Origin of the sequence: Nonomuraea sp. NPDC048826 (assembly GCF_043198225.1) — a bacterium.
Lineage (GTDB): Bacteria > Actinomycetota > Actinomycetes > Streptosporangiales > Streptosporangiaceae > Nonomuraea.
This window is the reverse complement of record NZ_JBICUQ010000001.1, coordinates 192,225-217,776: the sequence shown is the minus strand read 5'-3', so window position 1 is coordinate 217,776 and position 25,552 is coordinate 192,225. Positions and strand designations below refer to the sequence as shown.

General features: G+C 70.7%; 27 protein-coding genes and 1 pseudogene. 17 read left to right on the top strand and 11 right to left on the bottom strand.

The window, feature by feature from the left end; genetic code table 11:
* Positions 1-97: 97 nt before the first annotated feature.
* From ACGFI7_RS01205 to ACGFI7_RS01195, 3 genes are all read left to right on the top strand, one after another.
* Complete coding sequence (locus tag ACGFI7_RS01205) at positions 98-1,000, top strand: EamA family transporter (protein WP_393397768.1); 903 nt, start codon at positions 98-100, stop codon at positions 998-1,000.
* 136 nt (positions 1,001-1,136) lie between these two features.
* Positions 1,137-1,811, top strand: coding sequence for an NPCBM/NEW2 domain-containing protein (locus ACGFI7_RS01200; RefSeq protein ID WP_393397766.1), 675 nt, complete (start codon positions 1,137-1,139; stop codon positions 1,809-1,811).
* Between the two features lie 18 nt (positions 1,812-1,829).
* Entirely contained in the window at positions 1,830-2,348 is a 519-nt protein-coding gene (locus ACGFI7_RS01195; RefSeq protein ID WP_393397764.1) for a hypothetical protein, read from the top strand.
* A gap of 73 nt (positions 2,349-2,421) precedes the next feature.
* Here the strand turns inward: ACGFI7_RS01195 and ACGFI7_RS01190 are convergent, their stop codons facing one another.
* Positions 2,422-3,366 carry a DNA polymerase domain-containing protein gene (locus ACGFI7_RS01190; protein ID WP_393397762.1) on the bottom strand — a complete coding sequence of 315 codons (945 nt, stop codon included), beginning with the start codon at positions 3,364-3,366 and terminating at the stop codon, positions 2,422-2,424.
* A 39-nt stretch (positions 3,367-3,405) separates the two neighbouring features.
* A complete protein-coding gene (rplK, locus tag ACGFI7_RS01185) occupies positions 3,406-3,831 on the bottom strand; it encodes a 50S ribosomal protein L11 (RefSeq protein ID WP_393397760.1) in 426 nt (141 codons plus the stop codon).
* A gap of 38 nt (positions 3,832-3,869) precedes the next feature.
* On the opposite strand from rplK, the gene ACGFI7_RS01180 reads away from it, so the two are divergent.
* Both ACGFI7_RS01180 and ACGFI7_RS01175 read left to right on the top strand, forming a co-directional pair.
* A complete protein-coding gene (locus ACGFI7_RS01180; protein ID WP_393397758.1) occupies positions 3,870-4,784 on the top strand; it encodes a MerR family transcriptional regulator in 915 nt (304 codons plus the stop codon).
* Positions 4,785-4,802: 18 nt separating this feature from the next.
* On the top strand, positions 4,803-5,372 hold the full coding sequence (locus ACGFI7_RS01175) for a DUF305 domain-containing protein (protein ID WP_393397756.1): 570 nt from the start codon (positions 4,803-4,805) through the stop codon (positions 5,370-5,372).
* Between the two features lie 54 nt (positions 5,373-5,426).
* Here the strand turns inward: ACGFI7_RS01175 and ACGFI7_RS01170 are convergent, their stop codons facing one another.
* Positions 5,427-7,559 (bottom strand): carbon starvation CstA family protein, encoded by a 2,133-nt coding sequence (locus ACGFI7_RS01170; protein WP_393397754.1) that lies wholly within the window; start codon positions 7,557-7,559, stop codon positions 5,427-5,429.
* Positions 7,560-8,047: 488 nt separating this feature from the next.
* Between ACGFI7_RS01170 and ACGFI7_RS01165 the strand changes: the two genes are divergently transcribed.
* Positions 8,048-8,623, top strand: coding sequence for a DinB family protein (locus ACGFI7_RS01165; RefSeq protein WP_393397752.1), 576 nt, complete (start codon positions 8,048-8,050; stop codon positions 8,621-8,623).
* 10 nt (positions 8,624-8,633) lie between these two features.
* On the opposite strand, the gene ACGFI7_RS01160 is transcribed toward ACGFI7_RS01165, so the two are convergent.
* From ACGFI7_RS01160 to ACGFI7_RS01140, 5 genes and pseudogenes are all read right to left on the bottom strand, one after another.
* Positions 8,634-9,398 (bottom strand): alpha/beta fold hydrolase, encoded by a 765-nt coding sequence (locus ACGFI7_RS01160; RefSeq protein WP_393397750.1) that lies wholly within the window; start codon positions 9,396-9,398, stop codon positions 8,634-8,636.
* A gap of 76 nt (positions 9,399-9,474) precedes the next feature.
* Positions 9,475-10,461: pseudogene (locus tag ACGFI7_RS01155) on the bottom strand (sigma-70 family RNA polymerase sigma factor); the annotation flags it as partial.
* A 76-nt stretch (positions 10,462-10,537) separates the two neighbouring features.
* A complete protein-coding gene (locus ACGFI7_RS01150; RefSeq protein WP_393397748.1) occupies positions 10,538-11,965 on the bottom strand; it encodes an aldehyde dehydrogenase in 1,428 nt (475 codons plus the stop codon).
* On the bottom strand, positions 11,962-12,159 hold the full coding sequence (locus tag ACGFI7_RS01145) for a 2-hydroxymuconate tautomerase (RefSeq protein ID WP_393397746.1): 198 nt from the start codon (positions 12,157-12,159) through the stop codon (positions 11,962-11,964). The genes ACGFI7_RS01150 and ACGFI7_RS01145 overlap by 4 nt, the downstream gene beginning before the upstream one ends.
* 30 nt (positions 12,160-12,189) lie before the next feature.
* Positions 12,190-12,708: a MarR family winged helix-turn-helix transcriptional regulator gene (locus ACGFI7_RS01140; RefSeq protein WP_393397744.1), complete on the bottom strand. Its 519-nt coding sequence runs from the start codon at positions 12,706-12,708 to the stop codon at positions 12,190-12,192.
* An 81-nt stretch (positions 12,709-12,789) separates the two neighbouring features.
* Here ACGFI7_RS01140 and ACGFI7_RS01135 point away from each other — a divergent pair, with 81 nt between their 5' ends.
* The 5 genes from ACGFI7_RS01135 (at position 12,790) to ACGFI7_RS01115 (ending at position 17,592) form a co-directional block, all read left to right on the top strand.
* On the top strand, positions 12,790-13,854 hold the full coding sequence (locus tag ACGFI7_RS01135; protein WP_393397743.1) for a hypothetical protein: 1,065 nt from the start codon (positions 12,790-12,792) through the stop codon (positions 13,852-13,854).
* Positions 13,855-13,936: 82 nt separating this feature from the next.
* Positions 13,937-14,806 carry an amidohydrolase family protein gene (locus ACGFI7_RS01130; protein ID WP_393397741.1) on the top strand — a complete coding sequence of 290 codons (870 nt, stop codon included), beginning with the start codon at positions 13,937-13,939 and terminating at the stop codon, positions 14,804-14,806.
* A 74-nt stretch (positions 14,807-14,880) separates the two neighbouring features.
* On the top strand, positions 14,881-16,314 hold the full coding sequence (locus tag ACGFI7_RS01125) for a WGR domain-containing protein (RefSeq protein WP_393397739.1): 1,434 nt from the start codon (positions 14,881-14,883) through the stop codon (positions 16,312-16,314).
* 23 nt (positions 16,315-16,337) lie between these two features.
* On the top strand, positions 16,338-16,514 hold the full coding sequence (locus ACGFI7_RS01120) for a hypothetical protein (RefSeq protein ID WP_393397737.1): 177 nt from the start codon (positions 16,338-16,340) through the stop codon (positions 16,512-16,514).
* 70 nt (positions 16,515-16,584) lie between these two features.
* Positions 16,585-17,592 carry a 1-aminocyclopropane-1-carboxylate deaminase gene (locus ACGFI7_RS01115; protein WP_393397735.1) on the top strand — a complete coding sequence of 336 codons (1,008 nt, stop codon included), beginning with the start codon at positions 16,585-16,587 and terminating at the stop codon, positions 17,590-17,592.
* Positions 17,593-17,610: 18 nt separating this feature from the next.
* Here the strand turns inward: ACGFI7_RS01115 and ACGFI7_RS01110 are convergent, their stop codons facing one another.
* The 3 genes from ACGFI7_RS01110 to ACGFI7_RS01100 all read right to left on the bottom strand — a co-directional run bounded on the left by ACGFI7_RS01110 (position 17,611) and on the right by ACGFI7_RS01100 (position 19,789).
* Positions 17,611-18,159, bottom strand: coding sequence for a dihydrofolate reductase family protein (locus tag ACGFI7_RS01110; RefSeq protein ID WP_393397733.1), 549 nt, complete (start codon positions 18,157-18,159; stop codon positions 17,611-17,613).
* 59 nt (positions 18,160-18,218) lie between these two features.
* The gene (locus ACGFI7_RS01105) at positions 18,219-18,923 is read right to left on the bottom strand and encodes a helix-turn-helix domain-containing protein (RefSeq protein ID WP_393397731.1); all 705 of its coding nucleotides are present in this window, start codon (positions 18,921-18,923) and stop codon (positions 18,219-18,221) included.
* Positions 18,924-19,006: 83 nt separating this feature from the next.
* A complete protein-coding gene (locus tag ACGFI7_RS01100; RefSeq protein ID WP_393397729.1) occupies positions 19,007-19,789 on the bottom strand; it encodes an IclR family transcriptional regulator in 783 nt (260 codons plus the stop codon).
* Between the two features lie 113 nt (positions 19,790-19,902).
* On the opposite strand from ACGFI7_RS01100, the gene ACGFI7_RS01095 reads away from it, so the two are divergent.
* The 6 genes from ACGFI7_RS01095 (at position 19,903) to ACGFI7_RS01070 (ending at position 25,509) form a co-directional block, all read left to right on the top strand.
* Positions 19,903-20,406: a flavin reductase family protein gene (locus ACGFI7_RS01095; RefSeq protein ID WP_393397727.1), complete on the top strand. Its 504-nt coding sequence runs from the start codon at positions 19,903-19,905 to the stop codon at positions 20,404-20,406.
* A gap of 159 nt (positions 20,407-20,565) precedes the next feature.
* Positions 20,566-22,098, top strand: a complete 1,533-nt coding sequence (locus ACGFI7_RS01090; protein WP_393397725.1) for an ABC transporter substrate-binding protein — start codon at positions 20,566-20,568, stop codon at positions 22,096-22,098.
* Positions 22,099-22,115: 17 nt separating this feature from the next.
* On the top strand, positions 22,116-23,048 hold the full coding sequence (locus tag ACGFI7_RS01085; RefSeq protein ID WP_393397723.1) for an ABC transporter permease: 933 nt from the start codon (positions 22,116-22,118) through the stop codon (positions 23,046-23,048).
* Positions 23,045-23,872 carry an ABC transporter permease gene (locus ACGFI7_RS01080; protein WP_393397721.1) on the top strand — a complete coding sequence of 276 codons (828 nt, stop codon included), beginning with the start codon at positions 23,045-23,047 and terminating at the stop codon, positions 23,870-23,872. Before ACGFI7_RS01085 ends, ACGFI7_RS01080 begins: the two co-directional genes overlap by 4 nt.
* Positions 23,865-24,779, top strand: coding sequence for an ABC transporter ATP-binding protein (locus tag ACGFI7_RS01075; RefSeq protein ID WP_393397719.1), 915 nt, complete (start codon positions 23,865-23,867; stop codon positions 24,777-24,779). Before ACGFI7_RS01080 ends, ACGFI7_RS01075 begins: the two co-directional genes overlap by 8 nt.
* Positions 24,772-25,509, top strand: a complete 738-nt coding sequence (locus ACGFI7_RS01070; protein ID WP_393397717.1) for an ATP-binding cassette domain-containing protein — start codon at positions 24,772-24,774, stop codon at positions 25,507-25,509. The genes ACGFI7_RS01075 and ACGFI7_RS01070 overlap by 8 nt, the downstream gene beginning before the upstream one ends.
* Positions 25,510-25,552: the final 43 nt, after the last annotated feature.

Here is a 25,552-nt window from a genome sequence, read left to right as displayed (position 1 = left end):
GTCTCAGCCCTCATCATCTCAACGTTAAGAAGATTGACATGCATGCTGTTGTGTGTTGTTATCTCAACGTTGAGATTATCAAGGCAAAGGAATCCAGATGTCCACCCGTGCCACGCGAGATCTCGCACTCGCCGCCCTCGCCCCGATGAGCTGGGGCACCACCTATGTCGTCACCACCACGCTGCTGCCCCCCGATCGGCCGCTGCTCGCCGCGACCCTGCGCGCCCTGCCCGCCGGACTGGTCCTGCTCGCGGTCACCCGGCGACTGCCCAGCGGCTCGTGGTGGTGGAAGTCCGCCGTGCTCGGCATGCTCAACTTCGGGGCGTTCTTCCCGTTGCTGTTCTTCGGCGCCTACCGGCTGCCGGGCGGCGTGGCGGCCACGGTCGGCTCGGTCCAGCCGCTGGTCGTGGCGTTGCTGTCGCTCCTGGTGCTGCACCTCCGCCCGGCCCGTACGGTGCTGCTCGCGGCCCTGGCGGGCACCGGAGGCGTGGCGCTGCTGACGCTGACCGCCGAGGCCCGGCTCGACCCGTTGGGCATCGCCGCCATGCTGACCGCCACCTCCCTCATGGGCGTGGCCATCGTGCTGGCCAAGAAGTGGGGGCCGCCCGAGTCCGCACTGGTGATGACCGGGTGGCAGCTCACCGTCGGCGGCCTGGTGCTGGCCCCGGTCACACTCGTCGCCGAAGGGCTCCCCGCCACGTTCACCGCCGGCAACGCGCTCGGCTTCGCCTACCTCGGGATCGTCGGCACGGCGGTGGCCTACGCGCTCTGGTTCCGCGGCATCGACCGGCTGGCGCCCACCTCCGTCTCGTTGCTCGGGCTGACCAACCCGCTGGTCGCCACCCTGGCCGGGCTCCTGATCCTCGGGCAGACCCTCACCGGCTGGCAGGTCGCGGGCTTCACCATCGCGCTGGGCGCCCTGGTCGCGGGGCAGGCGCTCGGCAGGAGGCCCCGGCCGGTGCCCGTCACGGTGGAGCGGGAACTGGTCCGGGTCAATTAATCCCGATATTTTCCTTTATATCAGCATTTATTAATAACTCCCGGGCGTTATTCGATCGAAACTGGGACCGGCCTTCCTTTCTCCCGCACCACGCGTCTCATAACGAGCCACCCGACGAAGGCGAGGAGAATGCGAAATGGCCGTCGACACCCCACCGAACGACCACAGGGAGAAGAAGCGCGACCGCCGGCACGCCCGGGGCAACACGCTCATCGCGGCCGGGGCGTCCGTCCTCTCCGCACTCGTCGCCCTCGGGGGCACGCTCGCCACGATCTACTTCTCCCCGCGCGACGTGGCTGAGCAGTTCGCCCCCAACGCCGCCACCACCACCACGGTCACCCACACGATCCGGCAGACGGTGACGGCGCCGGCGCCGAACCCCGTCACCCCGGAGCCCGGGACGGGCGACTCCGACCACCTGGCCGAGATGGAGCGCACGGCCGCGTACGGCACCGCGCGAACCGGCACCTTCCCCATCAACGGCACCCCGTTCACCCAGAGCGTCGCCCTGGGGGTGTCGGCGCCGAGTTACACCTCGTTCCGCGAATACACGCTCGACGGCACGTACCGGAATTTCACCGCCACCCTCGGCCTGAATGACGAACTCCGCACGGACGCGTCGGTCGAGTTCGTCATTTCCGGGAACGGGAAGGTGCTGCACCGCCAGACCGTGAAATACACGCAGCGGGCCGACGTCTCGCTCGACGTCACCGGTCTGGTGAAGCTGCGCGTCGAGGCCACCCGCGTCACCGGCCGGCCAGATGACCACTCGGCGGGGGCGGTCTACGGCAGTGCGACGCTGACCCGGTGACCCGAGTACAGTCGTGCGGTGCGTCGCATCTCTGTCGTGGGCAACTCCGGGTCGGGCAAGTCGACGATCTCCGCGGAGTTGTCCAGGCGGCTGGGCGTGCCCTGGCTGGAGCTCGACTCGATCTTCCACATGCCGGGCTGGACCCCGCGCCCGGTGGAGGAGTTCAGGGCCGAGGTCGACGCGTTCACCGCGGGCGACGGCTGGGTCGTCGACGGCAATTACTCGGCCGTGCGCGACCTCGTCTGGGCCCGGTGCGACACCGTGGTCTGGGTCGACCCGCCGAAGGCCACCGTGATGCGCCGGCTCGCGGCCAGGACGCTGCGCCGCATGGCCGGCGGGGCCGAGCTGTGGAACGGCAACCGCGAGCGGTTCCGCTCCCTGTTCACCAAGGACGACTCGATCCTGCACTGGGCGTGGACCAAGCACGGCGAGTATCGCGAACGGTATGGCAAGGCCGCGGTCGATCCGGCGTACGCGCACCTGAGGTTCGTCCGCGTCACCTCACGCGACGAACTGGTCCGGCTGCTGGACGCCTGATCACAAGGCGCGCGGGATGTCTGATCACCAAGCATGCGGGACGTCTGATCACAAGGCGCGCTGGACGCCCCGATCACTCGCCGCGCTTGGCGCGGGCCCGCCGTTTGCCTTCGTGCATGGCCTGGACGCGGGCGACCGGGATGGTGTGCCCCTCCTCGACCAGGTCGGCGGGCAGCTCCTGCGGCTCCGGCAGGTGGGCGGCCCACGGGTCGCCGTCGCCCAGCAGCCCCGGGGCGGTCTTGATGGTGAAGTCGCGCGGCGTCACCCGGTCGAGGTCGCTCCAGGCGACCGGGAACGAGACCGGCGCCCCCGGCCTGATGCGCGGGCTGTAGGCGGACACCACGGTCGCCCCGCCGGCCCTGGTCGAGTCGAGGAACACCTTGCCCTGGCGGTCTTCCCTGATGAACGCGGTGGTGGCCAGGTCGGGGTCGAGCCGCTCGGCCCGCGCGGCGACGGCGCGGGTGGCGGCGGCCAGGTCTTCCATGGGGATGCCGGCCGCCACCGGCACGAACACGTGCACTCCCTTGGCCCCGGAGGTCTTGACCGCCCCCGCCAGCCCCGCCTGGGCCAGCGCCTCCCTGATCAGCCCGGCGGCCCGGACCACCAGGGAGAAGTCGCCGCCCTCCGGCGGGTCGAGGTCGAGCACCAGGTGGGTGAAGTGATCGCCGACCAGCAGAGCCGGGTGGAACTCGACGGCCCGCTGGTTGGCGAACCACAGCAGGGTCCGGCGGTCGTCGCAGAGCGCGTAGGTGACCTGGCGGTGCGACGCCTCCGCCCAGATGGTCACCGAGCGGATCCACCCGGGCGCGTACTTGGGCAGGTTTTTCTGCATGAAGGGCGCCTGACCCGGACGCACCCGCATGACCGACAGCGCCCGCCCGCGCAGCGCGGGGATGATGCGGTCGCGCACCGCGTCGAGGTAGTCGACCAGGTCGCGCTTGGTGGCGTCGGCCCCGTCGAACAGCGGCTGATCGAGGTTGGTCAGCGCCACCTCGTCGCGCGTCTCATCGCTGGTCACCTCGCCCACGATAACCGGCGGCACCGTCAGAATCGCGGATCAATCCTTGACCTGCAGTCCCATGGACCGGGCCGTGCCCGCCACGATCTTGACCGCCTGGTCGAGGTCGTCGGTGTTGAGGTCGGGCAGCTTGGCCTCGGCCACCTGCCGGAGCTGGGCGGTGGTGACGACGCCGCCGCTGTGGTGGCCGGGGCGCGGGCTGCCGCCGCTCAGCCCGGTCACCTGGCGGATGAGCGAGGCCGTGGTGGGCTGTTTGACCGTGACGTCGAAGGTCCGGTCCTCGTGGACGGTGACCACGGCCGGCACGACGTGGCCGCGCCGGCCGGAGGTCAGCTCGTTGTACTGCTTGCAGAACTGCATGAGGTTGATGCCGAGCGGTCCGAGATCCTTGCCGACGGTCGCCGGGTTGGCCTCGCCCGCGTTGAGGTGCATGGTGACGACTCTGGTCACCTTGTTCTTCGCCATGCGGGCTAAGCTAAAGTCTCACGTAACTGGAGACTCAAATGGATTATTCGATCGGCAAGCTGGCGCGGCTGACCGGTCTCACCGTCAGGACGATCCGGTTCTACTCCGACGAGGGCGTGCTGCCTCCGCCCGACCGTACCGCCGCGGGCTACCGCCGCTACACCGACGAGCACCGCGTCCACCTGGAGCTGGTCCGCACGCTGCGGGAGATCGGCGTCGACCTGGCCACGATCCGCTCGCTGGGACGGCGCGGGCTCAAGGACGTCCTCTCCCTCCATCTGGAGGCGGTGGAGACCCAGCTGACCGCGCTGCAGCGGACCCGGGCCGTGCTGCGCGCCACCCTCGCCAAGGATGACCCGGGCGACGACGACCTGCGCCGGCTGCACACGCTCGGCCGGCTGGGCACGGCCGAGATGGGCATGCTGCTGGACGCGTTCATCGACGACGTGGGCGACAGCCCGGCGCAGCGCGAGTGGCTGGCCGGCATGCGCGCGTGCATGGCCCCCGAGCTGCCCGACGACCCCACGGCCGCGCAACTCGACGCGTGGCTGGAGCTGCTCGATCTGCTGGCCGACGAGGGGTTCCGGCGCGGCCTGCGGGAGTCGTCGGCGGACTTCTGGACGCGTCAGGACGACTTCGGGGGGTGGCAGCGGGAGAACGCCGCCGTGTCGCAGGAGGCGCTGCGGGCGGCGGAGGCGGGCCTGTCCCCCGCCGCGCCCGAGGCGGTCCCCCTGCTCGAACGCTTTCTCGCCCACATGGGCGGCGACCGCGACGAGATCCTGCGCTCCTTCGACGAGCACGACCCGCGCGCCGCCCGCTACTGGGAGCTGGTCGCGATCGTCCGGGGGCTCGATCCCGAGCCGTCGCCGATGGCGGTCGCCTACGACTGGCTGCACCGCGCGCTGCGCGCCCATCCTGAACTTTCCCGGCGACCGGCGCGTACCTCTCGGTGATCGAACCGTTGAGGGGAGATGGTGCGGGTGCGGACCCGCCTGCTGATCGCCGCCCTGGCCCTGTGCGTGCCCGCGTCGGCCGCGTGCGCGCCCGCCACCGGAGAGCCCGTGACCGCCGCCGCGGCGGGGAACGCCTCCCTCGGGGAGGCCGACATCCGGTTCTCCCAGGAGATGATCCCGCACCACCGGCAGACCATCCAGCTCGCCGAGCTGGCCGAGGACCGGGCGCACAACCTGTACGTGCACGACCTCGGGGTGCGGCTGATCGCCGTCGAGCGGGCCGACATCGAGAAGATGACCGCCTGGCTGCGCGCGTGGAAGCGGCAGGTGCCGCCCGACGACGCGAAGGCCGCGCACGCCATGCCGGGCATGCTGTCGGCCGAGCAGATCGAGGTGCTGAAGGGGCTGTCGGGCGCGGAGTTCGACAAGTCCTGGCTGACGGTGCTGTCGAGGCACCTGGCCGCCGGGATCGAGATGGCCGAGTCGGTGCTGGAGAAGGGCACCCACGAGCCGACGCTGCGCCTGGCCCGGGAGACGATCACGAGTCAGCGGGCCACCATCGCCGAGATAGCCCAGTTGCTGGGCTGAGCGGACCGGCAGGGCGGGTGACCACCGGGTAGGCACCCGCCCTGCCCGCTCCGGTCAGTCTCCCTTCGCCGGACCTCCCGCCCCCGCCATCAGCTCGCGCTCCTCGCGCGTCGCGATGAGCCCGGACGGTGCCACGATCTTCGACTCCTCGTACGGGGCCTCCGTGTCGGGCAGCGGTTCGCGGGACCGGATGGCCTTGATCCAGACCCGGGCCGCGTCGGCGATCACGACGATGATGAGGATCGCGAAGAGCGCGGCCAGGATGCCGTCGATGGTGGAGTTGAAGACGACCCGTTCCATGTCGCCGATCGACTTGGCCGGGGCGAGCACCTCACCCCGGTCGAGCGCGGCCTGGTAGCGGTCGCGCTGGGCGAAGAAGCCCAGCCCCGGGTCGGGCGAGAACACCTTCTGGTAGCTCGCCGTCAGCGTGACCGCGGCGTCCCAGGCCAGCGGGATGCCGGTCACCCAGGCCCATTTCAGCCGCCCGCTCTTGATCAGCAGCGTGGTGGCGACGGTGAGCGCCACCGCCGCGAGCAACTGGTTGGCGATGCCGAACAACGGGAACAGCTGGTTGATGCCGCCCAAGGGGTCGTTGACGCCCTGGTAGAGGAAGTAGCCCCAAGCCGCCACCACGATGGCGCTGGTCGCGACCAGACCCGGCCACCAGCTCACCCTGCTGATCGGCTTCCACAGGTTGCCGAGCGTGTCCTGCAGCATGAACCGGCCCACGCGGGTGCCGGCGTCGACCGTGGTGAGGATGAACAGCGCCTCGAACATGATCGCGAAGTGGTACCAGAAGGCCTTGAGCGCGTCGCCGCCGAGGAACCCGGAGAAGATCTCCGAGATGCCCACGGCCAGCGTGGGCGCCCCTCCGGTACGGGCGATCAGGGTCTGTTCCTGCACCGCCGCCGCCGCGGCCTGCAACTCCTGCGGCGTGATGACGAAGCCCAGGTTGGCGACCGCCTCGGACGCCGACTGGACCGTGGTGCCGAGCAACCCCGCGGGCGAGTTCATCGCGAAGTAGAGGCCGGGGCTGAGGATGGACGCCGCGGTGATGGCCATGACCGCCACGAACGACTCCATCAGCATGGAGCCGTAGCCGATCATCCGTACCTGCGACTCCTTCTGGATCATCTTCGGGGTCGTGCCGGACGAGATCAGCGCGTGGAAGCCGGACAGCGCGCCGCAGGCGATGATGATGAACACGAACGGGAACAGCGACCCGGCGAACACCGGCCCCTTGCCGTTGAACGCGAACTCGGTGAACGCGGTGTTCTGCATGGCCGGCATCGTGACCAGGATGCCGATCGCCATCAGCGCGATCGTGCCGATCTTCATGAAGGTCGACAGGTAGTCACGCGGCGCGAGCAGCATCCACACCGGCAGCACCGCGGCGATGAACCCGTACGCGATCAGCCACAGCGCCAGCGCCGACGGGCTCAGCGTGAAGAACTCGGCCCAGCTCGAGTCCTGCACCCAGCCGCCGGCGGCGATGGCCAGCAGCAGCAGCGCGACGCCGATGACCGTGACCTCCACGACCTTCCCAGGCCGCAGCACCCGTAGGTAGAAGCCCATGAACAGGGCGATCGGGATCGTCATCGCGATCGAGAACACGCCCCACGGCGACTGCGCCAGGGCGTTGACCACGACCAGGGCCAGCACCGCGAGGAGGATGATCATGATGGCGAAGACGGCGATGAGCGCCGCGATCCCGCCCACCGGGCCGATCTCGTCGCGGGCCATCTGGCCGAGGCTGCGCCCGTTGCGGCGCATGGAGAAGAACAGGATCACCATGTCCTGCACCGCGCCGGCGAAGATCACGCCCGCGACGATCCAGATGGTGCCGGGCAGGTAGCCCATCTGCGCCGCCAGCACCGGCCCGACCAGCGGACCGGCTCCCGCGATGGCGGCGAAGTGGTGACCGAACAGGATCCGCCGGTCGGTGGGCTGGTAGTCGATGCCGTTGTCGAGCCGCTCGGCGGGCGTGGCCCGGCGGTCGTCGGCGCCCAGCACCTTGCGCTGGATAAATCGCGCGTAGAAGCGGTACGCGATGGCGTACGAGCCAAGTGCGGCGGCGAGCAGCCAGACCGCGTTGACGTTCTCACCTCTGGACAGGGCGATGATCGCCCATCCAGTGGCGCCCACGAGGGCGACCACTGTCCAGATGATGATGGAGCGCACCTTCACCGATTACCTCCCATATATGGGACGGCCCAGGCAACAGCGGAGTCCGGCGTCCGGTGGCAGATCGGTGGTGAAGCGCCGCCAGCGCCAGAGCAGGCGGCAGTCGATCGTCACGGGCAGCTCGACCAGATGAACCCAGGCGGAGGGATGGGCATACACCAGATCGGTCCCGAGCCTGCGGGCTCTTCGAGGCAGGCGGGACCGCCGCAACGGCCTGACCGAGAACTCCCCCGCGTCCGCGCAGCAAAGACCCGTGACGTGCCAATCGAAGAAGATCACTTCGTCGGCGCGGAGGAACTCGTGTGCGGCGGTCGTGAGCGTGATGCGAGACATCTGGGGCTCCTGAAAGAGATGGGACTCAGAAGCTATCGACGGCCTTACCCGGGGTATTGACTGACGAAACTCCGTCCTGACCCGGGTAATCTCTCCGAAATCCAGCCGTTAGAAAAGGTGCTCACGTTTTTGTCAGGGGCGTCCCGTACGGTGAGCGGGTGACGGAGAAGGAGATTCTGCGTGCCGGCCTGCAGGAGGTGCGCGACGCGATGCTGTTCAAGCTCGACGGACTGAGCGACACCGCCATGCGGATGCCCATGGTGCCGTCAGGGACCAACCTGCTCGGCCTGGTCAAACACCTGGCCGGGCTGGAGTACGGCTATCTGGGCGAGACCTTCGGCCGGCCCGCCCCGGAGCGGATGTCCTGGGTCGACGACGACAGCATCTGGGAGGGCGCCGACATGTGGGCGGCGGAGGGCGAGACCACCGCCTACATCACCGGTCTCTACCGCCGGGCCTGCGCGCACGCCGACGAGACCATCGAGGCCCTCGACCTCTCCGCCGTCGGCACCGTCCCCTGGTGGCCGGAGGGCAGGCGGGAGGCGTCGCTGCGGCAACTGGTGGTCCGGATGCTCCAGGAGACGTCCCGGCACGCCGGCCACGCCGACATCGTCCGCGAGCTCATCGACGGCTCGGGCGGCCGCTACCCCGGCGACACCTCCTTCCCCGCACCGGACGACCCCTACTGGCGCGACTACGCCGCCCGCATCCGCGACGCCGCCACCAAGGCCTGACCTCCGGCTGTCACTGCTCGGCGGCCCGGCGCAGGGGCATCCAGGTGGGCCGCGGGCCCGTGGTCAGGAAGTCTTCCACCAGCCCCGCGCACCATCCGGGCCGCTCGTGCAGCAGGAGGTGGGACGTGCCGGGGACGACGGCGAGATGGCCGTCGGGAAGGCTCCGGTACAACTCCAGGGTGTGCTCCAGCGTCACGATGTCGTCGTCGGCGGCCATGACCAGCACCGGGCAGGCCACGGCGCGCAGGTCCGCCGGCGTCAGCCCGCGTTCCTCCGCCACCGCCCGCGCGATCTTGGCCACCACGACCGGAAGATGGCCGGCGCCGTCGGGCGACACCTCCGCGTACCTCTCCACCAGGGGCGGCGGCAGCGGCCCGGCGGCGGAGGGAGCGACGATCAGGCCCGCCGCGTCGAACGCGCCGCTGATCAGGACGAGCCGGTCGACCAGGTCGGGGCGGCGCACCGCCACCGACAGCGCCACCGTCGCACCGGCGCTGTAGCCGGCCAGCCGCACCGGCCCCCCGACGACCGTGTCGAGGAACGCGATGGTGTCCTGCGCCATCACCTCGGCCGTGATCGGCCCCGGCACGTCGGCGGTGTGACCGTGGCCGCGGCGTTCGGGCAGCAGCAGCCGGAAGCGGCCGGCCAGCCCGCCGAGGTTGCCGTCGAAGTCCCGGCTGTCGGAGAAACCGCCGTGCAGCAGCACCAGCGGCTCGCCTTCGCCGCGCTCGTCGTACCACATCCGCACGTCGTCGAGCTCCGCGTATCCGGCCATGTCGCCGTCCCTTCGTCCCGCGTCCCCGGTGACCGCCACCGGGGTACACAGGTCATACGAAGCGGCGGCCCGGAACTCATCGCTCCCGGGCCGGGATCTTCAGAACGCCGGGCAGATCGAAGAGCGGGAACAGCCGGTCGGGGTCGAGGTAGGTCGCCGTCTCCGCGATCAGCCCGCCCGACAGGGTGAGGACCACGAGCGCGAACGGCTCCAGCCTGCCGTCAGGCCCCGGCCGGTATTGGGCGAACGCCGGCGAGCCGTTGGCCGCGCACGGCACCAGGCGCGCGCCCGCGCAGGGGCGGTCGGCGGCCAGCAGCGCCCGGCGGATCTCCGCCCGCCCGCGCAGCCACCACCGGAACGGCGGCATCGACATGACGGCGTCCTCGTGCAGCAGCGCCATCATGGCCTCGACGTCGTACCGCTCGAACGCGTCGCAGTAGCGGGCGAGGAGCCGCCGCTGCGCTTCCTCCATCGGGTGGTACGGGTCCTCGGCGCTCAGGGAGACGGCCCTCAGCTTCGTCCTGGCGCGTTGCAGCGCGCTGGTGACGGACGCGACGGAGGTGTCCAGCAGCCAGGCGACCTCGTCCGCCGGGCAGCACAGCACCTCGCGCAGGATCAGCACCGCGCGCTGCCGGGGCGGCAGGTGCTGGAGGGCGGCGATGAACGCCAGCCGGATCGTGTCGCGCTGCGCGGCCAGCTCCGCCGGGTCGCCGTTGTCCGGCAGCGCGCGGCCGTCGGGGACGGGGTGGACGAAGGCGCTGGGCGGCAGCGGCGCGCCGAGGTCAGGCCCGGCCTGCGCGGCCGGGCCGAGGTCGATCGCGCGGGCCCGGCGCCGGGCGCCGCGCAGCAGGTCGAGGCAGACGTTGGTGGCGATGGCGTAGAGCCACGACCGCATCGGCGCACGGCGCTCGTCGAACCGGTCGAGACTCCGCCAGGCGCGCACCAGCGTCTCCTGCACCGCGTCCTCCGCCTCGAACGGCGAACCGAGCATCCGGTAGCAGTAGCCGGTCAGGGCGGTCCGGTGCCGCTCCAGCAGGTCGGATCCGTCTGTCTCAGGCATGCCCGCCCTTTCCTGGGTGGCCGGGAGGCCCGCACCGAGCGAGCACGCACGCGAGGCTAGCGCCGGGCTCCGACAGCTTTCACGTGTCGGAGATCTGCATGACCACCGCCTTGGGCTCGGTGAAGAACTCGCGGCTGAAGTCGCCGCCCTCGCGGCCGATGCCCGAGTCGCCGACGCCGCCGAACGGGGCGCGCAGGTCTCTGATGAAGAAGCAGTTGAGCCAGACCGTGCCCGCGCGCAGCGCCGCCGAGACGCGGTGGGCGCGGCTGACGTTCTCGGTGAACAGCATGGCGTTGAGCCCGTAGCGGGTGGCGTTGGCCGCGGCGACGGCCTCGGCCTCGGTGTCGAAGGGCTGGACGACGACCACCGGGCCGAAGATCTCCTCCCGCCAGTGGCGGGCGGCCGGGTCGACGTCCGCGAGCACGGTCGGCCTGATCGACCAGCCGTCGCCGAGGCCGCCGGTCAGCATGGTGCCGGGCGCGTCCTCGACGTACGAGCGGACCTTCCTGTAGTGCGTCTCACTGGCGAGCGGGCCCAGCTCGGTGGCCGGGTCCTTCGGGTCGCCGGTGCGCAGCGACTCGGCCTTCTTGACGAACCTGTCGAGGAACTCGCCGTAGACGGCCCGTTCGACGTAGAGCCTGCTGCCGGCCAGGCAGACCTGACCGGCGTTGCGGAAGATGGCCTCGGCCGACCAGTGGACGGCGTTGTCCAGGTCGGCGTCGGCGAACACCAGGTTGGCGCCCTTGCCGCCGAGCTCCAGGCTGACGGGGACGAGGTTGGCGGCGGCGGCGCGGGTGATGGCGCGGCCGGTCGCGGACTCGCCGGTGAACGTGATGCGGTCCACCCGGGGGTCCTCGGTGAGCGCCTGGCCCGCGGAGTCGGGGCCGTGGCCGTGCACGACGTTGAGCACGCCCGGCGGCATCCCCGCTTCGAGCGCGAGCCTGGCCAGGAGGGTGGCGGAGACGGGGGTGTCCTCGGCGGGCTTGAGCACGACCGTGTTGCCCCAGGCCAGCGCGGGCGCGATCTTCCAGGACTCCAGCATGAGCGGGAAGTTCCACGGCGCGATGGCGGCGGCGACGCCGGCGGGCTCGTAGCGGGTGTAGGCGTGGTGGCCGGAGTCCATCGGCAGCGCCTGGCCGGTCGCGAGGCGGGCGTGGTCGGCGAAGAAGCGGATGTTGGCGGCGGCGCGCAGCACGTCGTGGCCGCTCTGGGCGACCGGCTTGCCCATGTCGCGGGTGTCGGCCAGGCTCAGCTCGGTGCGGTGCTGCTCGACCAGGTCGGCGAGCCGGTGCAGGATCCGGCCGCGCTCGGCGAACCCCATCCGCGGCCACGGCCCCTCGTCGAAGGCCCGGCGGGCCGCCGTCACCGCCCGCGCGGCGTCGTCGGTGCCGCCGAGCGCGACCTCGGCCCACGGCTCCCGCGTCCACGGGTCCACGCTGGGCATCCGCCGGCCGTCGAGGGACTCGGTCTCCTCGCCGTCGATGACGTGCCCGTAGAAGTCGCTCATGAGCGCGGCCCCCTCTCTTCGATGGTGACGTCCCCGGCGGCCCAGTGGGTCGGCGGGATCTCCCGTACGATCACGCGGACGCTCTCCTTGGGTGAGCCGACGGAGGCGACGACGGCCTCGGTGACGTTGGAGATGAGCGCGCGGATGCTCTCGGCAGGGCGGCCCTGGATGAGGGTGACTTCAACGAGCGGCATGGACACCACCTTGTAAGAGGGCGGGAGTGGTCATGGCGTGACCGCCTGGGCGCTCTCGATGGAGGCGCGCAGCTTGGCCAGCAGCGCGGTGAGGGTGCGGCGGTCGTCGCCGCTCAGCTGCCAGGCGATCGCGTCCAAATAGCGCCAGTGCGACGGCAGGAACTCGGCCAGGAACCGCTCCCCCGCCTCGGTGTTGGCGACCAGGAACGAGCGGCGGTCGCCGGGGTTGACCCGGCGTTCCACGTACGAGCGCGCGACCAGCCCGTCGACCACGCTCGTCAGGTTGGCCGGGCGGACCGAGATGGCCTGGGCGAGCTCGCCCATGTTGAGCGGCCGGTCGGCCCGGTGGAGGACGGTGAGGATGTTGAGCTGGCTGACCGTCAGCCCGTGCGGCGCCAGCTCGGCCGTGCCGGCCCGGTCGAACGCCGCCATCGCGCGGTAGAGCGTGAGGGTGAGCTTCAGCAGGTCGGGGTCGAACTCCGCGCCGTGTTCGTCGGCGGCGCGGGCGACCTGCCAGTCGACGTCCTGAAAGCCGGGCTGCTCGGCCACGCGGCCCCCTGGTTATTCGAAACGTAGATATTTATGGTGGATGATTATACAGATCCACTTCCCATTCCGGAGGAGCGCTCGATGGGCGAAGTCCTGGGCGTCGGCGTCACCCATTACCCCCCGTTCAGCGGCACGGACGCGGACATGGCCGGCCTGTTACGGCGCACCATGGCCGACCCCGGCGTCCCCGCCGAGGTCAAGGACCCGGCCAACTGGACCGCCGAGGCCCGGCGTCAGTGGGGCGACGACGGCGGCGCCGCCGGCGCCAAGGAGCACCGCGAGGCCCTGATCAAGGGCTTCGAGCAGGTCCGGGCCGCCATCGACGCGTTCGAGCCCGACGCCGTGCTGATCTGGGGTGACGACCAGTACGAGAACTTCCATGAGGACCTCATCCCGCCCTACGCGGTGCTGGCCTACCCGGACCTGGAGCTGCGTCCTTGGGCGCAGGCCGGCTACTCGGCCGACATGCGGGGCAAGCCGAACATCTGGAACGAGCCGTACGACGCGACCTTCCGGGTGCGCGGCCGGCCCGACATCGCCAAGCACCTCGCCTCCGGCCTGCTGGAAAGCGGGATCGACGTGGCCTACGCCTACAAGCAGGCGCACCATCCGGGGCTGCCGCACGCGTTCCTCAACGCCATCCTCTACCTGGACTACCACCGCACCGGCTTCGACTATCCCGTCATCCCGTTCCCGATCAACTGCTACGGCAGGCGGGTGGTCAGCTACCGCGGCTTCATGAGCGAGATCGAGGACAAGCGCGAGCTGGACCCGCCCTCCCCGTCGCCCGCCCGGCTGATGCAGGTCGGCGCGGAGGTGGCGCGGATCTGCGCCGAGTCGCCGTGGCGGATCGCGCTGCTGGCCTCCTCCAGCTGGTCGCACGCGTTCCTGTGCGACCACACCTGGCGGATGTGGCCCGACACGCCCGCCGACGTGCGCCTGTACGAGGCCATGGTCAAGGGCGATCTGGACGTGTGGCGCGCCACCACGCTGGCCGACGTCGAAAGGGCCGGGCAGCAGGAGCTGCTGAACTGGTTCCCGCTGGTAGCGGCCATGGAGGCGCTCGGCAGGCCGGTGCCGCGGTGGTCGACGTTCGTGGAGACCGAGGTGTTCAACTCCAACAAGGTGTTCGCGATCTATCAGTGACAGCGCGACGCTCCGGTGCGCAAAAGGGGTATGTCATGACCGTGTACACGCTCTCGTACGAATCCCCCGCCCCGGAGCCGTCGTGAACGTCGACGACCTCGTCGCGATCGACGTCCACACGCACGCCGAGGTCTCGAAGGACGGGCACGAGTCGCTCAGCCCCGAGCTGCTGCGCGCCTCCGCCAAGTACTTCAAGGACCATCCCCGGCCGACCATCCCCGAGATGGCCGCCTACTACTGCGAGCGGCGGATGGCCGCCGTCGTGTTCACCGTCGACAGCGAGCACGCCACCGGCCATCCGCCCATCCCCAACGAGGAGGTCGCCGAGAGCTGCGCCGAACACCCCGACGTGCTCATCCCGTTCGCCAGCATCGACCCGTGGAAGGGCCGTGCCGGCGCCCGCCAGGCCCGCCGGCTCGTCGAGCGGTACGGGGTGCGCGGCTTCAAGTTCCACCCGAGTTCCCAGGGCATGGCGCCCAACGACCCCGTCGCCTATCCCCTGTACGAGGTCATCGAGGAGCTGGGCGTCCCGGCGCTGTTCCACACCGGCCAGACCGGCATCGGCGCCGGGGTGCCGGGAGGCGGCGGGATCCGGCTGAAGTACTCCAACCCGATGCTGGTCGACGACGTGGCCGTGGACTTCCCCGAGCTGCGGATCATCCTGGCCCACCCGTCGTTCCCCTGGCAGGACGAGGCGCTCGCGGTCGCCACGCACAAGCCGTACGTGTACATCGACCTGTCGGGATGGTCGCCGAAGTACTTCCCTCCGCAGTTGATCCAGTACGCCAACACGCTGTTGAGGGACAAGGTGCTCTTCGGCTCCGACTACCCGGTCATCACCCCCGACCGGTGGCTGGCCGACTTTGACAAGCTCGACATCAGACCGGAGGTCCGCCCGCGCATCCTGAAGGAGAACGCCGCCCGCCTCCTCGGCCTCGCGGTTCCGGGATAGGCCGGATTTCTGTCGTCCCGTTGCTCTAGTCTCCGAGCCACTTGATCACCCGGCTTGTTGGGAGAAACGCGGACATGACCTACCTGGAGCTGTCGGAGGACGGCGGCGGAGCGCACAAGTTCTACGAGGTCACCGTGGCCGGGACGCAGGTGACGATCACCTACGGCCGCATCGGCGAGGCCGGGCAGACCAAGGTCTCCTCCTTCCCCACCGAGGCCAAGGCGCAGGCCGCGGCGGACAAGAAGATCGGCGAGAAGACCCGGAAGGGCTACGCGCCGGCCGTGCGCGGGGTGCGCCGGCGCCGGGCCGTCACCCGGCGCGCCATCGCCAGCACCCGCTCCACCGCCCGGCAGGCGCCGGTGCTGTGGCGGTTCGACAGCGGCGCGGCCGCGTTCGGCATCTTCGTGGACGGCGACCGCTGCTGGGTCGGCAACCAGCGCGGCGACGTCTACACCGTCACCCACTCCGGCACGGTGACCGGCCGCTTCCGGCTGCCCGACGGCGTCAAGTGCATCGTGGCCGACGACTTCTGGATCTACGCCGGGTGCGACGACGGCCGCGTGTACGACCTGAGCGGGAAGGTGCCGAGGTCCGCGTACGAGATCGCGGCCGACGTGGACATCTACTGGCTCGACATCCACGACGGCGTGCTCGGCGTCTCCGACCGGGCCGGGCGGATCACCACGATCGACTACGAGGACGAGTTCCAGTGGGCGCGGTCCGGCGCCGGCGATTCCGCCTGGATGGTCCGGTGCGACGAGGACGCCGTCTACCACGGCCACTCGAACGGCGTCGCCCGCTACGACGCCGACGGCTCCCTCGTCTGGGAGAACAAGGCGGCGAGCGACGTGCTGTTCGGCTGGCAGGAGGAGCACGCGGTGTACGCGGGCACCGCCCGCCGCACGGTGCACCGCCTGGCCAAGGGCGACGGCCGGGTGGAGGCGGTCTACCAGTGCGACGGCGCCGTCTACTCGTGTGCCACCTCGCCAGGCGGGCGGCACGTGTTCGCCGGCGACAGCCACTCCTCCGTCTACTGTTTCGACGCCTCGGGCGAACGGCTGTGGAAGCTCGCCACCGGCTGCGGGTCGGCGTTCTCCATGCAGTTCCTGGACGACCGTCTCTACATCGTCACCACCGACGGCTCGCTGGCCTGCATCGACGCCAGTGAGGCGGCCATCGCCGGGGCGCGCGAGGGCAGCGTGCCGCAGCCCGTGGACGTCAAGGCGGCGGCCTCGCTGGAGGTGGTCGAGCCGTCCACTGTGCTGGAGACCGTGCACGAGATGGTTCTGGAGCATCACGGCGGGCCGGGCGACGGCGTGGTGGTGGAGTGCGTCAGGGACGGCGAGCGGCTGCGGGTCCGCGTGGTCAGCCCCGGGTACGAGGCGTGGAACGTGCAGTTCCCCAAGGACATCCGGGAGCCGGGAGCCCGCTATCTGGTCGACGGCGTACGCTCGGCCGGACGTGGCGGCTTCTATCGTGCGTACGGCGAGATCAAGCGCCTGCTCTGACCCGCTTCCGGAAGGACGAAACGGTGACCGGACCCACTCGGGACAAGTACAGATCCATCGCCATGGTCGGACTGGTCGGTTCGGTGGGCCTGAGTTGCCTGCTGACCTGGACGGACCTGCCCAGGGTCATCATCCTCTTCCTGGCCGTCCCCGGGCTGCTGTGCGTCGTCTACCTGCTGTGGGCCATCCTGCGGGAGTGAGACCGCTCTTGACAGTTGGCCGAATGATGCATGCAATATATTGCACATCGCCAACCCGAGGAGCCGCGGCGTGTCCATCGACGACTTCGAGCGCTATCCCCTGACCTTCGGCCCCAGCCCGATCCACCCGCTGCCACGGCTCAGCGACCACCTCGGCGGGGCCAGGATCTGGGCCAAGCGCGAAGACTGCAACAGCGGCCTGGCCTTCGGCGGCAACAAGACGCGCAAGCTGGAGTACCTCATCCCCGACGCGCTCCGGCAGGGCGCCGACACGCTGGTGACCATCGGCGGCGTGCAGTCCAACCACACCCGGCAGGTCGCGGCGGTGGCGGCCCGGCTCGGCCTCAAGGCCGTGCTGGTCCAGGAGAGCTGGGTCGACTGGCCGGACGCCGTCAACGACAAGGTGGGCAACATCCTGCTGTCGAGGATCATGGGCGCCCAGGTCCGGCTCGTCGAGGCGGAGTTCGGCATCGGCTACAAGGACAGCTGGACCGAGGCCGTCGACGGCCTCCGCGCCGCCGGCGGCACCCCGTACGCCATCCCCGCGGGCGCCTCCGACCACCCGCTCGGCGGGCTCGGCTTCGCCGGCTGGGCGGACGAGGTGCGGCGGCAGGAACAGGAGCTGGGCGTCTTCTTCGACACCGTCGTGGTGTGCAGCGTCACCGGCAGCACCCAGGCCGGCATGATCGCCGGCTTCGCCGGCCAGGACCGCCCCCGGCGCGTCCTGGGCATCGACGCCTCCGCTAAGCCCGCCGAGACGCACGCCCAGGTGGCCAAGATCGCCCGCGCCACCGCCGAGCTCATCGGCCTCGGCCGCGACCTGCGCGACGACGAGATCGTCCTGCTCGAAGGATGGGCCGGCGACCTCTACGGCGTCCCCGTCCAGTCCACCGTCGACGCCATCCGCCTCACCGGCAGCCTCGAAGGCGTGATCCTGGACCCGGTCTACGAGGGCAAGTCCATGGCCGGGCTCATCGACCTCGTACGGAACGGCGACATCCCCGAGGACGCCAACGTCCTGTACGCCCACCTCGGCGGCCAGCCCGCGCTCAACGCCTACAGCGGGGTCTTCCGCTGACCGGGGTGATCGTCCCGGTCAGTCGGTGTCCGGCGTGTAGACGAGGTGGAGCACGCCCGTCTGGAAGGTCTCGGACTTGACCAGCTTCAGCGGGTGGGTCGGGGTGTCCTCGAACAGCCTCTGACCCCGGCCGACCGCGATCGGGTGGACGAGCAGGTTCAGCTCGTCGAGCAGCCCGTTGGCGAGGAGCCAGCGGACGGTGGTCGCCGAGCCGGACATCTGGATGTCGCCGCCGCTGAGCTGCTCCTTGAGCTCGCGCAGCTGGGCAGCGACGTCACCGTTGATCACGGTGGTGTTGTTCCAGTCGGCCTTCTCCATGGTGCTGGAGACGACGTACTTGGGCGCGTTGTTGAAGAGCTCGGCGATCTCCTGGTCCTCGCCGGTCGTGGTCCAGTACGACGACCACTCCTCGTACAGCTTGCGGCCCATCAGCAACGCCGCCTGGTTGCCCATGCCCGCCTCGACCACGGCGCCCATCTCGTCGTTCCAGTACGGGAAGTGCCACTGGTCGGGCGACTCGACCACGCCGTCGAGGGAGATGAAAAAGCTCGAAATAATCTTCGCCATCGTTCTGGTTCCTTCGCCATCGGTCCGATACGACAGCGAGGCTAGGCGGGCGGAGGCGGTCAGGTCTTGTACAGAAGCGACAGCGGCTCGGCCGGGTCGCCCTCCGCCAGCCGGGTGGCGGTACGCCCGACGTAGCGGGCCAGCGACCGCGCCAGGTGCGGCTGGTCGAAGTAGCCGAGCCGGTCGATCACGTCGTGGACCGGGGTCCGCTCCTGGAGCAGGATCGCGGCCCGGCGCGCGCGGTCGATCTGCCGGACGGCGACCCGGGTGAGGCCGGTGACCGCCACGAAATGCCGCTGGATGGTGCGTTCGGACAGATCGGGCGACTCGCCGCGGAAGACCGCGGCGACGACCGGGTCGCGTTCGACCACCTCCTCGCGGACCAGCCGCCGGACGAACTCCTCGGCGTTGTCGTAGCCGGGAAGCCGCCAGGTGGTGCCCTTGAGCCAGAACGAGGTGCGGGTCGGGTCGGGGATGTCGGCGGACCGGTCGACGAGCCGATGGAAGGGCAGGTGCGGCATCCAGGTGCCGAGGGAGAACGTGATCCCGAAGAACGTGGCGTCCTCCGGCACCGGGGCCTGGCTCGCCTTCGACTCCGGACCGAGCACCGCGGCGCACATCCGGCCGCGGTGCTCCCAGACGACCAGCTCACCGCGCGCGCAGGCGACCGCCGTCATCCGGTCGACGCCCCCGCTGCTGCGGCTCCGCCACACCCGCTCGATGTACGGGGAATCAGACGGCCGGCTCTCGACCTCCAGACCCATCCGAGCCATCCTTTCTCGCGGGCCGACAGCGATCAGGTTCTCCACCTTACGTCGCGAAAGAACCCCCGATCCGGCGGCCTTGTCTAGCCGGGGTGGCCGAGCTGCTCGGAGATCCTGGCGGCGGCGTCCAGCAGCGGCCGGACGCACTCGGTCAGGCGCGGCTCGAACCTGGTGACCGGCCCGGACAGGCCGATCGCCGCCATCACGTGACCGCCGTGGCCGAAGACGGGGACGGAGACGGAGACCGCGCCCACCTGGCGTTCGCCCGCCGAGGTGGCGTACCCCCTGGCCCTGATCGCGGCCAGCTCCGCCCTGAGCTCGCGAGGGTCGGTGATGGTCGCCTCGGTGATCCGTTCCAGGCGGTGGCGGGCCAGATAGGCGTCGAGCTCCTCGCGGGGGAGGAAGGCCAGGATCGCCTTGGAGGCGCTGCCCGCGTACAGCGCGTACGGGATGCCGAGGGCGACCTCGATCCGCAGCTCCTGCGTGGGCACGACCTGCTCGGCGTAGAGCCGGGTGTCGCCGCGGCGGATCGACAGGGTGGCCGTCTCGCCGGTCAGGGCGGACAGGTCGCGCAGTTCGCGGATGGCCAGACGGCGCAGGTCCGTGCGCTCCAGATAGGCGCGCCCCAGGGCGATGGCGGCGTGCCCGAGCGCGTAGCGCCTGCTGGCGGGGTCGACGGTGACCAGCTCACGGCTGCGCAGCGCGGTGAGGACGCGGTGCACCGCCGCCTTGGTCAGGCCGAGCTCCACGGCGATCTCGGTCACCCCCAGGTCCGGCCGGGGCGTCCGCCCGAACAGCAGCAGGACGTCCATCGCCCGCTCGACCGCCGCTATGGACCGGCTGTAACCGTCCGCCTCCCCTGACATGGGAACAGAGTATCCCAATGGGAAACACCTCCTGGAAGATCGTTGACACCTGAAATCTCCCCCGTTACCGTCAGCGTTACAACGTTTCCTATAGCGGAACGGCGGTAGCCTCGTTGGACGCAAACCTCCTGCGCGAGGTGCTGGCCCAGTGGGCGAGCGGCGTGGTGGTGGTCGCCACCGTGACCACCTCGGGCAGACGGCACGGCATGACGGCCAGTTCGTTCAGCGCCGTGGCACTCGACCCTCCGTTGATCTCCGTCTGCCTCACGACGACGAGCACCACTCAGCGGCTGATCGAGCGGAGCGACATCTTCACGGTCAGCATCCTGAGCCACGACCACGAACCCATCGGCCGGCGGTTCGCGGGCAGCAAGTCGGAGGCCGCCGATCGCTTCGGCCAGGAACGGTGGGAGACCGCCGAGACCGGCGCCCCGGTCCTCGCGGACGCGGTCGGCTGGCTGGACTGCCGGGTATCCGCCAGACACGAGGCGGGCGACCACACGATCATCCTCGGCGAGGTGAAGGCCGCCGCCGCGCCGCGGCAGGCCGCGCCGCTCATCTACCACGCCCGCGCGTTCCGCGACCTCCGCAACGCGACGGCCCAGGGTGCGACGTGACCGGAGCCGGCGAGGAGTTCCTCACTGTGCCGGATGCCGGAAGTTAGCCCCCGGACGGTGAGCCGAGTGAGAGATCCCTCTTGACGCTCATGACCCCCACACCTATGTTTCCTTCAACGGAACAGCGTATCTCCATGAGATACAGGAAAGGGTGGCGTCGTGGAACTCACTCGCCGAAAGGTCCTAAGCATTGGCGGGCTGGCTGTCGCCGCGGTCGCAACCGGATGCGCGACCTCACCGAAGAAGGAGACCCCCGGAGCGACCGGCGCGACCGGCGGGGCCGCCGCCGCACCGCTCATCGTCGCCTCCTCCGCGATCACCAACTCCCTCGACCCGGCCGCCGCGCTCTCCAACGTCGGCGCCACCTTCACCGCCCAGGTCTACGACCCGCTGGTCACCTTCGACGCCGACGGCAAGCTCGCGCCGGCCCTGGCCACCGCCTGGCGCTCGATCGACGACCGCACGATCGAGTTCACGCTCCGCGAAGGGGTGAAGTTCCACCGCGGCGGGGTCTTCGACGCCGAGGCGGTCAAGGCCAACGTGGAGCGGCTGCTCTCCGGAGAGCCGGCGTTCGCCTTCCGCGCGAGCCAGATGGGCACGTTGTCCGGCGCCGAGGTCGTCAACCCGACGACCGTCCGGCTCATCACCAAGGAGCCGGATCCCGTCCTGCTGAACCGCCTGGTCCGGCTGAGCATGACGGACCCGGCCATCTTCAAGGAGAAGCCCGGCACGGTCGCCTCCGGCACCGGCCCCTTCAAGGTCGCCGCGTACACCCCCGCCAAGAGCATCGACCTGGAGGCGTTCCCCGAGTCCTGGCGGAAGTCCGAGAACGTCAAGAGCGCCCGCGTCGTCGCCATCCCGGACCCGGGCACGCTGACCACCGCGCTCCGCACCGGCGAGGTGGACGGCGCCTACGGCCTGCCGCCCTCGGTCGCGGCGCAGCTGACCGACTCGTTCACCGTCAAGCCCGTCACCGCCGGCTCCTGCGCGGTGCTGAGCATGATCGGCGACGTGGAGCCCAAGCTGCGCGACAAGCGGGTCAGGCTGGCGCTCAACCTGGCCGTCGACAACGAGGAGTTCGTGAAGTCGGGGCTGTCGGGCTACGGCAAGGTGCCCAACGGGCAGCTGCTCCAGCCCGGCTTCGTCGGCCACGACCCCGCGCTGGAGGCCATCCCCTACGACCCCGAGCGGGCCAAGTCCCTGCTCAAGGAGGCCGGCGCCGAGGGCCTGACCCTGAACATCGCCACCACCGCCCTGTTCAAGCAGCAGGCCGAGATCACCGCCGGTTACCTCGCCAAGATCGGCATCACCTCCGAGGTGGTCATCCAGGACCTCTCGACCTTCATCACCACGCTGCTGAAGAAGAGCGAGACGCCGCTGATCTACTGGCAGACCGACTACTTCGACCTGCGCGACATCGCCGGCGTCAGCCGCTTCGGCCCGCAGCCCGAGGGCGTGCAGAAGCACGTGGAGGACGAGGAGTACGTCAAGCTCTTCTCCGCCGCCGCGCGCGAGATGGACCCGGCCAAGCGCGAGGAGACCATCAAGGCGATGGCCAAGCGGCTGCACGACGAGGCCGGCGTCGTCTTCCTCGCCTGGCCGGAGACGGTCTACGTGCACGCGGCCAAGGCGGACCTGAAGCTCAACGTCGACGGCAACGTGTTGCTCTCCGAATCCAGGAAGGCGATATGAGAGCAGACCGGACAGCCTTGCGCGTTCTGCGCGCGGGCGCGGTCTGGTTGGTACGGCTGTTCGTCACCGTCCTGGGCGTGCTGACCCTGCTCTTCTTCCTCCTCCGTCTTTCAGGTGATCCCGCCGCGGTCCTCGTGGGACCGGGCGGGACCCCGGAGGACATGGACCGGGTCCGGCGCGAGCTGGGCCTGGACCTCCCCCTGTGGACCCAGTACGGCACCTTCCTCGCCGACGTGGCCCGGCTCGACTTCGGGGTCTCCCCGCACACGGGAGAGCCGGCCATCTCGGCGGTGCTCGCCAGGCTGCCGCTCACCCTGCAGATCGTCGGCGCCACGCTGGTCCTCGCGGTGCTCATCGGCGTGCCGCTCGGCATGCTCGCCGCGGCCCGGTCGCGCCACACCTCCGGCCGCCTCGTCAACGCCGCCGCGGCGGTCGCCCAGGCGATGCCGAACTTCGTGCTCGGGCTGCTGCTCCTGCTGGTCTTCGCCCTGTGGCTGGGCTGGCTGCCCAGTTACGGGGCCGAGAGCTCGTTGCACGCGGTGCTCCCGACGCTGACCCTGGCCGCCTTCACCGTCGCCCGCGTCGTGCGGCTGGTCCGGGCCGGCCTGCTGGAGGCGGTCGAGCAGGACTTCATCCGCACCGTACGGGCGAAAGGCGGCGGCCGGCTGCGTGCCCTGGCCCGGCACGCGCTGCCCAACGCGTTCCCGCCGGTGCTGGCGTTCCTCGTGGTCGACAGCGCCTACCTGCTGTCCAGCACGGTGATCGTCGAACAGCTCTACGCCTACGACGGCATCGGCAAGCAACTCGTCGACGCGATCTTCCAGCGGGACTACCCGATCGTGCAGGCCACCGTGTTCGTGGTGGCGGTGCTGGTCGTCGCCGTCAGCGCGATCGGCGACCTGCTCGGGGCGCTCGCCGATCCGCGGGTCAGAAGGGAGGCGGCCGGATGAGGACGTCGGTCCGGATCGCGCTGTCCGGGTTGGCGCTGATCACGCTCTCGGTGATGCTCGGCCCGCTGGTGCTCGGCCTCGACCCGCTGGAGCAGGATCTGCCCGCCAAGCTGGCGCCGCCGTTCTGGATGGAGGGCGCGCTGCCCGGCCATCCGCTCGGCACCGACCAGCTCGGCCGCGACCTGCTGGCCCGGGTCCTGGCGGGCGGCCGCACCTCGCTGCTGGTCGGCTTCGTGGCCAGCACGCTGACCTGCGCGGTGGGCATCCTGGTGGGGCTGCTCGCCGGCTATCTCGGCGGCTGGGTCGACCGGCTCGTCATGGGGCTGGGCGACCTCTGGATCGCCTTCCCCTTCCTGGTGCTGGCCATCGCGACCATCGGCGTCATCGGCTCCTCCACCCCGGTCTTGATCACGCTGCTCGTCCTCGCCGGCTGGGTCACCTCGGCCCGCGTCACCCGGACGATCGTCAAACAGGTCAGAGGCGAGGACTACGTGATGGCCGCGGTCGGCGCCGGCGCCGGTCACCTGAACGTGCTGACCCGGCACCTGACGCCCGCGGTGGCGAGCGCCAACCTGGTGATCTGGACCTTCAGCGTCGGCACCATGGTGCTCGTGGAGGGCGGCCTGTCGTTCCTCGGCCTGGGCGTGCGCCCGCCGACCCCGTCCTGGGGCACGATCCTCAACGACGGGCGCGAGCTGCTGGAGACGGCGTGGTGGATCCCGCTGTGGCCCGGCCTGACGCTCACGCTGACCGTGCTGCTCGTCAACCTGCTGGGCGACGGGCTCCGTGACACCTTCGACGTTCGGACGGACAACCATGCTTGAGGTGAAGGACCTGGCGGTGACCGCCGGGGGCGTGCGGATCGTCGACGGCGTCTCCTTCGAGGTGCGGCCCGGCGAGGTGCTCGGCATGGTCGGCGAGTCGGGCTCGGGCAAGACCATGACCATGCTCGCGGTGGCCGGGCTGCTGCCCGGCCAGGCCAAGGTCACCGGAGGCACCGCCACCTTGGCCGGCACCGAGCTCACCGCGTCCCGGCTGGAACGGATCAGGGGCAGCCAGATCGGCTTCGTCTTCCAGGACCCGGCGACGTCGCTCAACCCGCTCATGCGGGTCGGCACCCAGATCGCGGAGGTGCTGCGGATCCACGGCTCGGGCCGCACGGCCGCGCGGCAGCGGGCCATGGAGCTGCTGGAGCAGGTCGGCATCGGCCCGGAGCGGGCCAAGGTCTACCCGCACGAGCTGTCGGGCGGGATGCGGCAGCGGATCGTGATCGCGATGGCCATCGCGCTCCGGCCGGCCCTGCTGATCGCGGACGAACCCACCACGGCGCTGGACGTCACGGTCCAGGAGCAGGTCATGCGGGTGCTGCGCGCCGCGCAGCGGGAGACAGGAGCGGCCACCGTGCTCGTCAGCCACGATCTCGGTCTCGTCTCCGAGGCCGCGCACCGGATCGCGGTGATGTACTCCGGCCGCCTGGTCGAGACGGGGACCACGGAAGAGGTCCTCGGCGCGCCCCGGCACCCCTACTCCGCCGCCCTCATGCGGTCCCGGCCGCGGATCAGCGCCGGCCGGGGCCCGCTGCCGGTGATCCCCGGCCATCCGCCCGCGCCCAAGTCACGCCCGCCCGGCTGCGCCTTCCACCCCCGCTGTCCCGTCGCGCTCGCCCGGTGCTCCCAGGAGACCCCCGCGCTGGTCGACGGCGTGGCCTGCTGGGCGGTGCAGGATGGCTGAGCCGCTGCTGCGCGTCACCGACCTGCGCAAGCGCTACGGCCAGACGTGGGCGGTCGACGGCGTGACGCTGGAGGTCGACCGGGGCGAGACGCTGGCGATCGTGGGCGAGTCCGGCTCGGGCAAGTCGACGGTGGCCCGGTGTGTGGCGCGGCTGGCCCAGCCCACCAGCGGCAGCGTGCGCCTGGACGGCGTGGAGCTGGCGACTCTGTCGCGTCGGCGGCTGCGGCCGCTGCGGCCGCGTTTCCAGCTCGTCTTCCAGGACCCCTCCACGTCGCTGAACCCGCGCTGGACGATCGAGGAGATCGTACGAGAGCCGCTGCGCGTGCAGGGGATGACCGGGGACGTGCCCGGCCTGCTGGCGGAGGTCGGCCTGGACCCCGGCCTCGCGGGCAGGCACCCGCACCAGCTCTCCGGCGGGCAGCGGCAGCGGGTGGGCATCGCGAGGGCGCTGGCCCTCTCGCCCGACCTGCTGATCCTGGACGAGCCCGTCACCGCGCTGGACGTCTCCGTACAGGCCCAGATCATCAACCTGCTCCTGCGCCTGCAGGAGGAACGCGGCCTCGGCTACCTGTTCATCTCGCACGACCTCGCCGTGGTGAGCGCCGTCGCCCACCGGATCGCGGTGATGCACGCCGGCCGCCTGGTCGAGACGGGTCCGGCCGAGCAGATCCTCGGCAGTCCCGCGCACGACTACACCAAGGCCCTGGTCGCCGCGATCCCGGGCACCTGAGCGGTGTCTGACAGCCGCGGCCCCGATGCGCCTGTCAGACACC

Bases quoted from the DNA above. Each gene is read 5' to 3' on its own strand.
- ACGFI7_RS01145 (WP_393397746.1), bottom strand. From the start codon at position 12,159: ATGCCGCTCGTTGAAGTCACCCTCATCCAGGGCCGCCCTGCCGAGAGC.
- ACGFI7_RS01180 (WP_393397758.1), top strand. From the start codon at position 3,870: ATGGATTATTCGATCGGCAAGCTGGCGCGGCTGACCGGTCTCACCGTC.
- rplK (WP_393397760.1), bottom strand. From the start codon at position 3,831: ATGGCGAAGAACAAGGTGACCAGAGTCGTCACCATGCACCTCAACGCG.
- ACGFI7_RS01160 (WP_393397750.1), bottom strand. From the start codon at position 9,398: ATGGCCGGATACGCGGAGCTCGACGACGTGCGGATGTGGTACGACGAG.
- ACGFI7_RS01175 (WP_393397756.1), top strand. From the start codon at position 4,803: ATGGTGCGGGTGCGGACCCGCCTGCTGATCGCCGCCCTGGCCCTGTGC.
- ACGFI7_RS01105 (WP_393397731.1), bottom strand. From the start codon at position 18,923: ATGGGTCTGGAGGTCGAGAGCCGGCCGTCTGATTCCCCGTACATCGAG.
- ACGFI7_RS01080 (WP_393397721.1), top strand. From the start codon at position 23,045: ATGAGGACGTCGGTCCGGATCGCGCTGTCCGGGTTGGCGCTGATCACG.
- ACGFI7_RS01135 (WP_393397743.1), top strand. From the start codon at position 12,790: ATGGGCGAAGTCCTGGGCGTCGGCGTCACCCATTACCCCCCGTTCAGC.
- ACGFI7_RS01200 (WP_393397766.1), top strand. From the start codon at position 1,137: ATGGCCGTCGACACCCCACCGAACGACCACAGGGAGAAGAAGCGCGAC.
- ACGFI7_RS01150 (WP_393397748.1), bottom strand. From the start codon at position 11,965: ATGAGCGACTTCTACGGGCACGTCATCGACGGCGAGGAGACCGAGTCC.
- ACGFI7_RS01100 (WP_393397729.1), bottom strand. From the start codon at position 19,789: ATGTCAGGGGAGGCGGACGGTTACAGCCGGTCCATAGCGGCGGTCGAG.
- ACGFI7_RS01110 (WP_393397733.1), bottom strand. From the start codon at position 18,159: ATGGCGAAGATTATTTCGAGCTTTTTCATCTCCCTCGACGGCGTGGTC.
- ACGFI7_RS01070 (WP_393397717.1), top strand. From the start codon at position 24,772: ATGGCTGAGCCGCTGCTGCGCGTCACCGACCTGCGCAAGCGCTACGGC.
- ACGFI7_RS01125 (WP_393397739.1), top strand. From the start codon at position 14,881: ATGACCTACCTGGAGCTGTCGGAGGACGGCGGCGGAGCGCACAAGTTC.
- ACGFI7_RS01205 (WP_393397768.1), top strand. From the start codon at position 98: ATGTCCACCCGTGCCACGCGAGATCTCGCACTCGCCGCCCTCGCCCCG.
- ACGFI7_RS01075 (WP_393397719.1), top strand. From the start codon at position 23,865: ATGCTTGAGGTGAAGGACCTGGCGGTGACCGCCGGGGGCGTGCGGATC.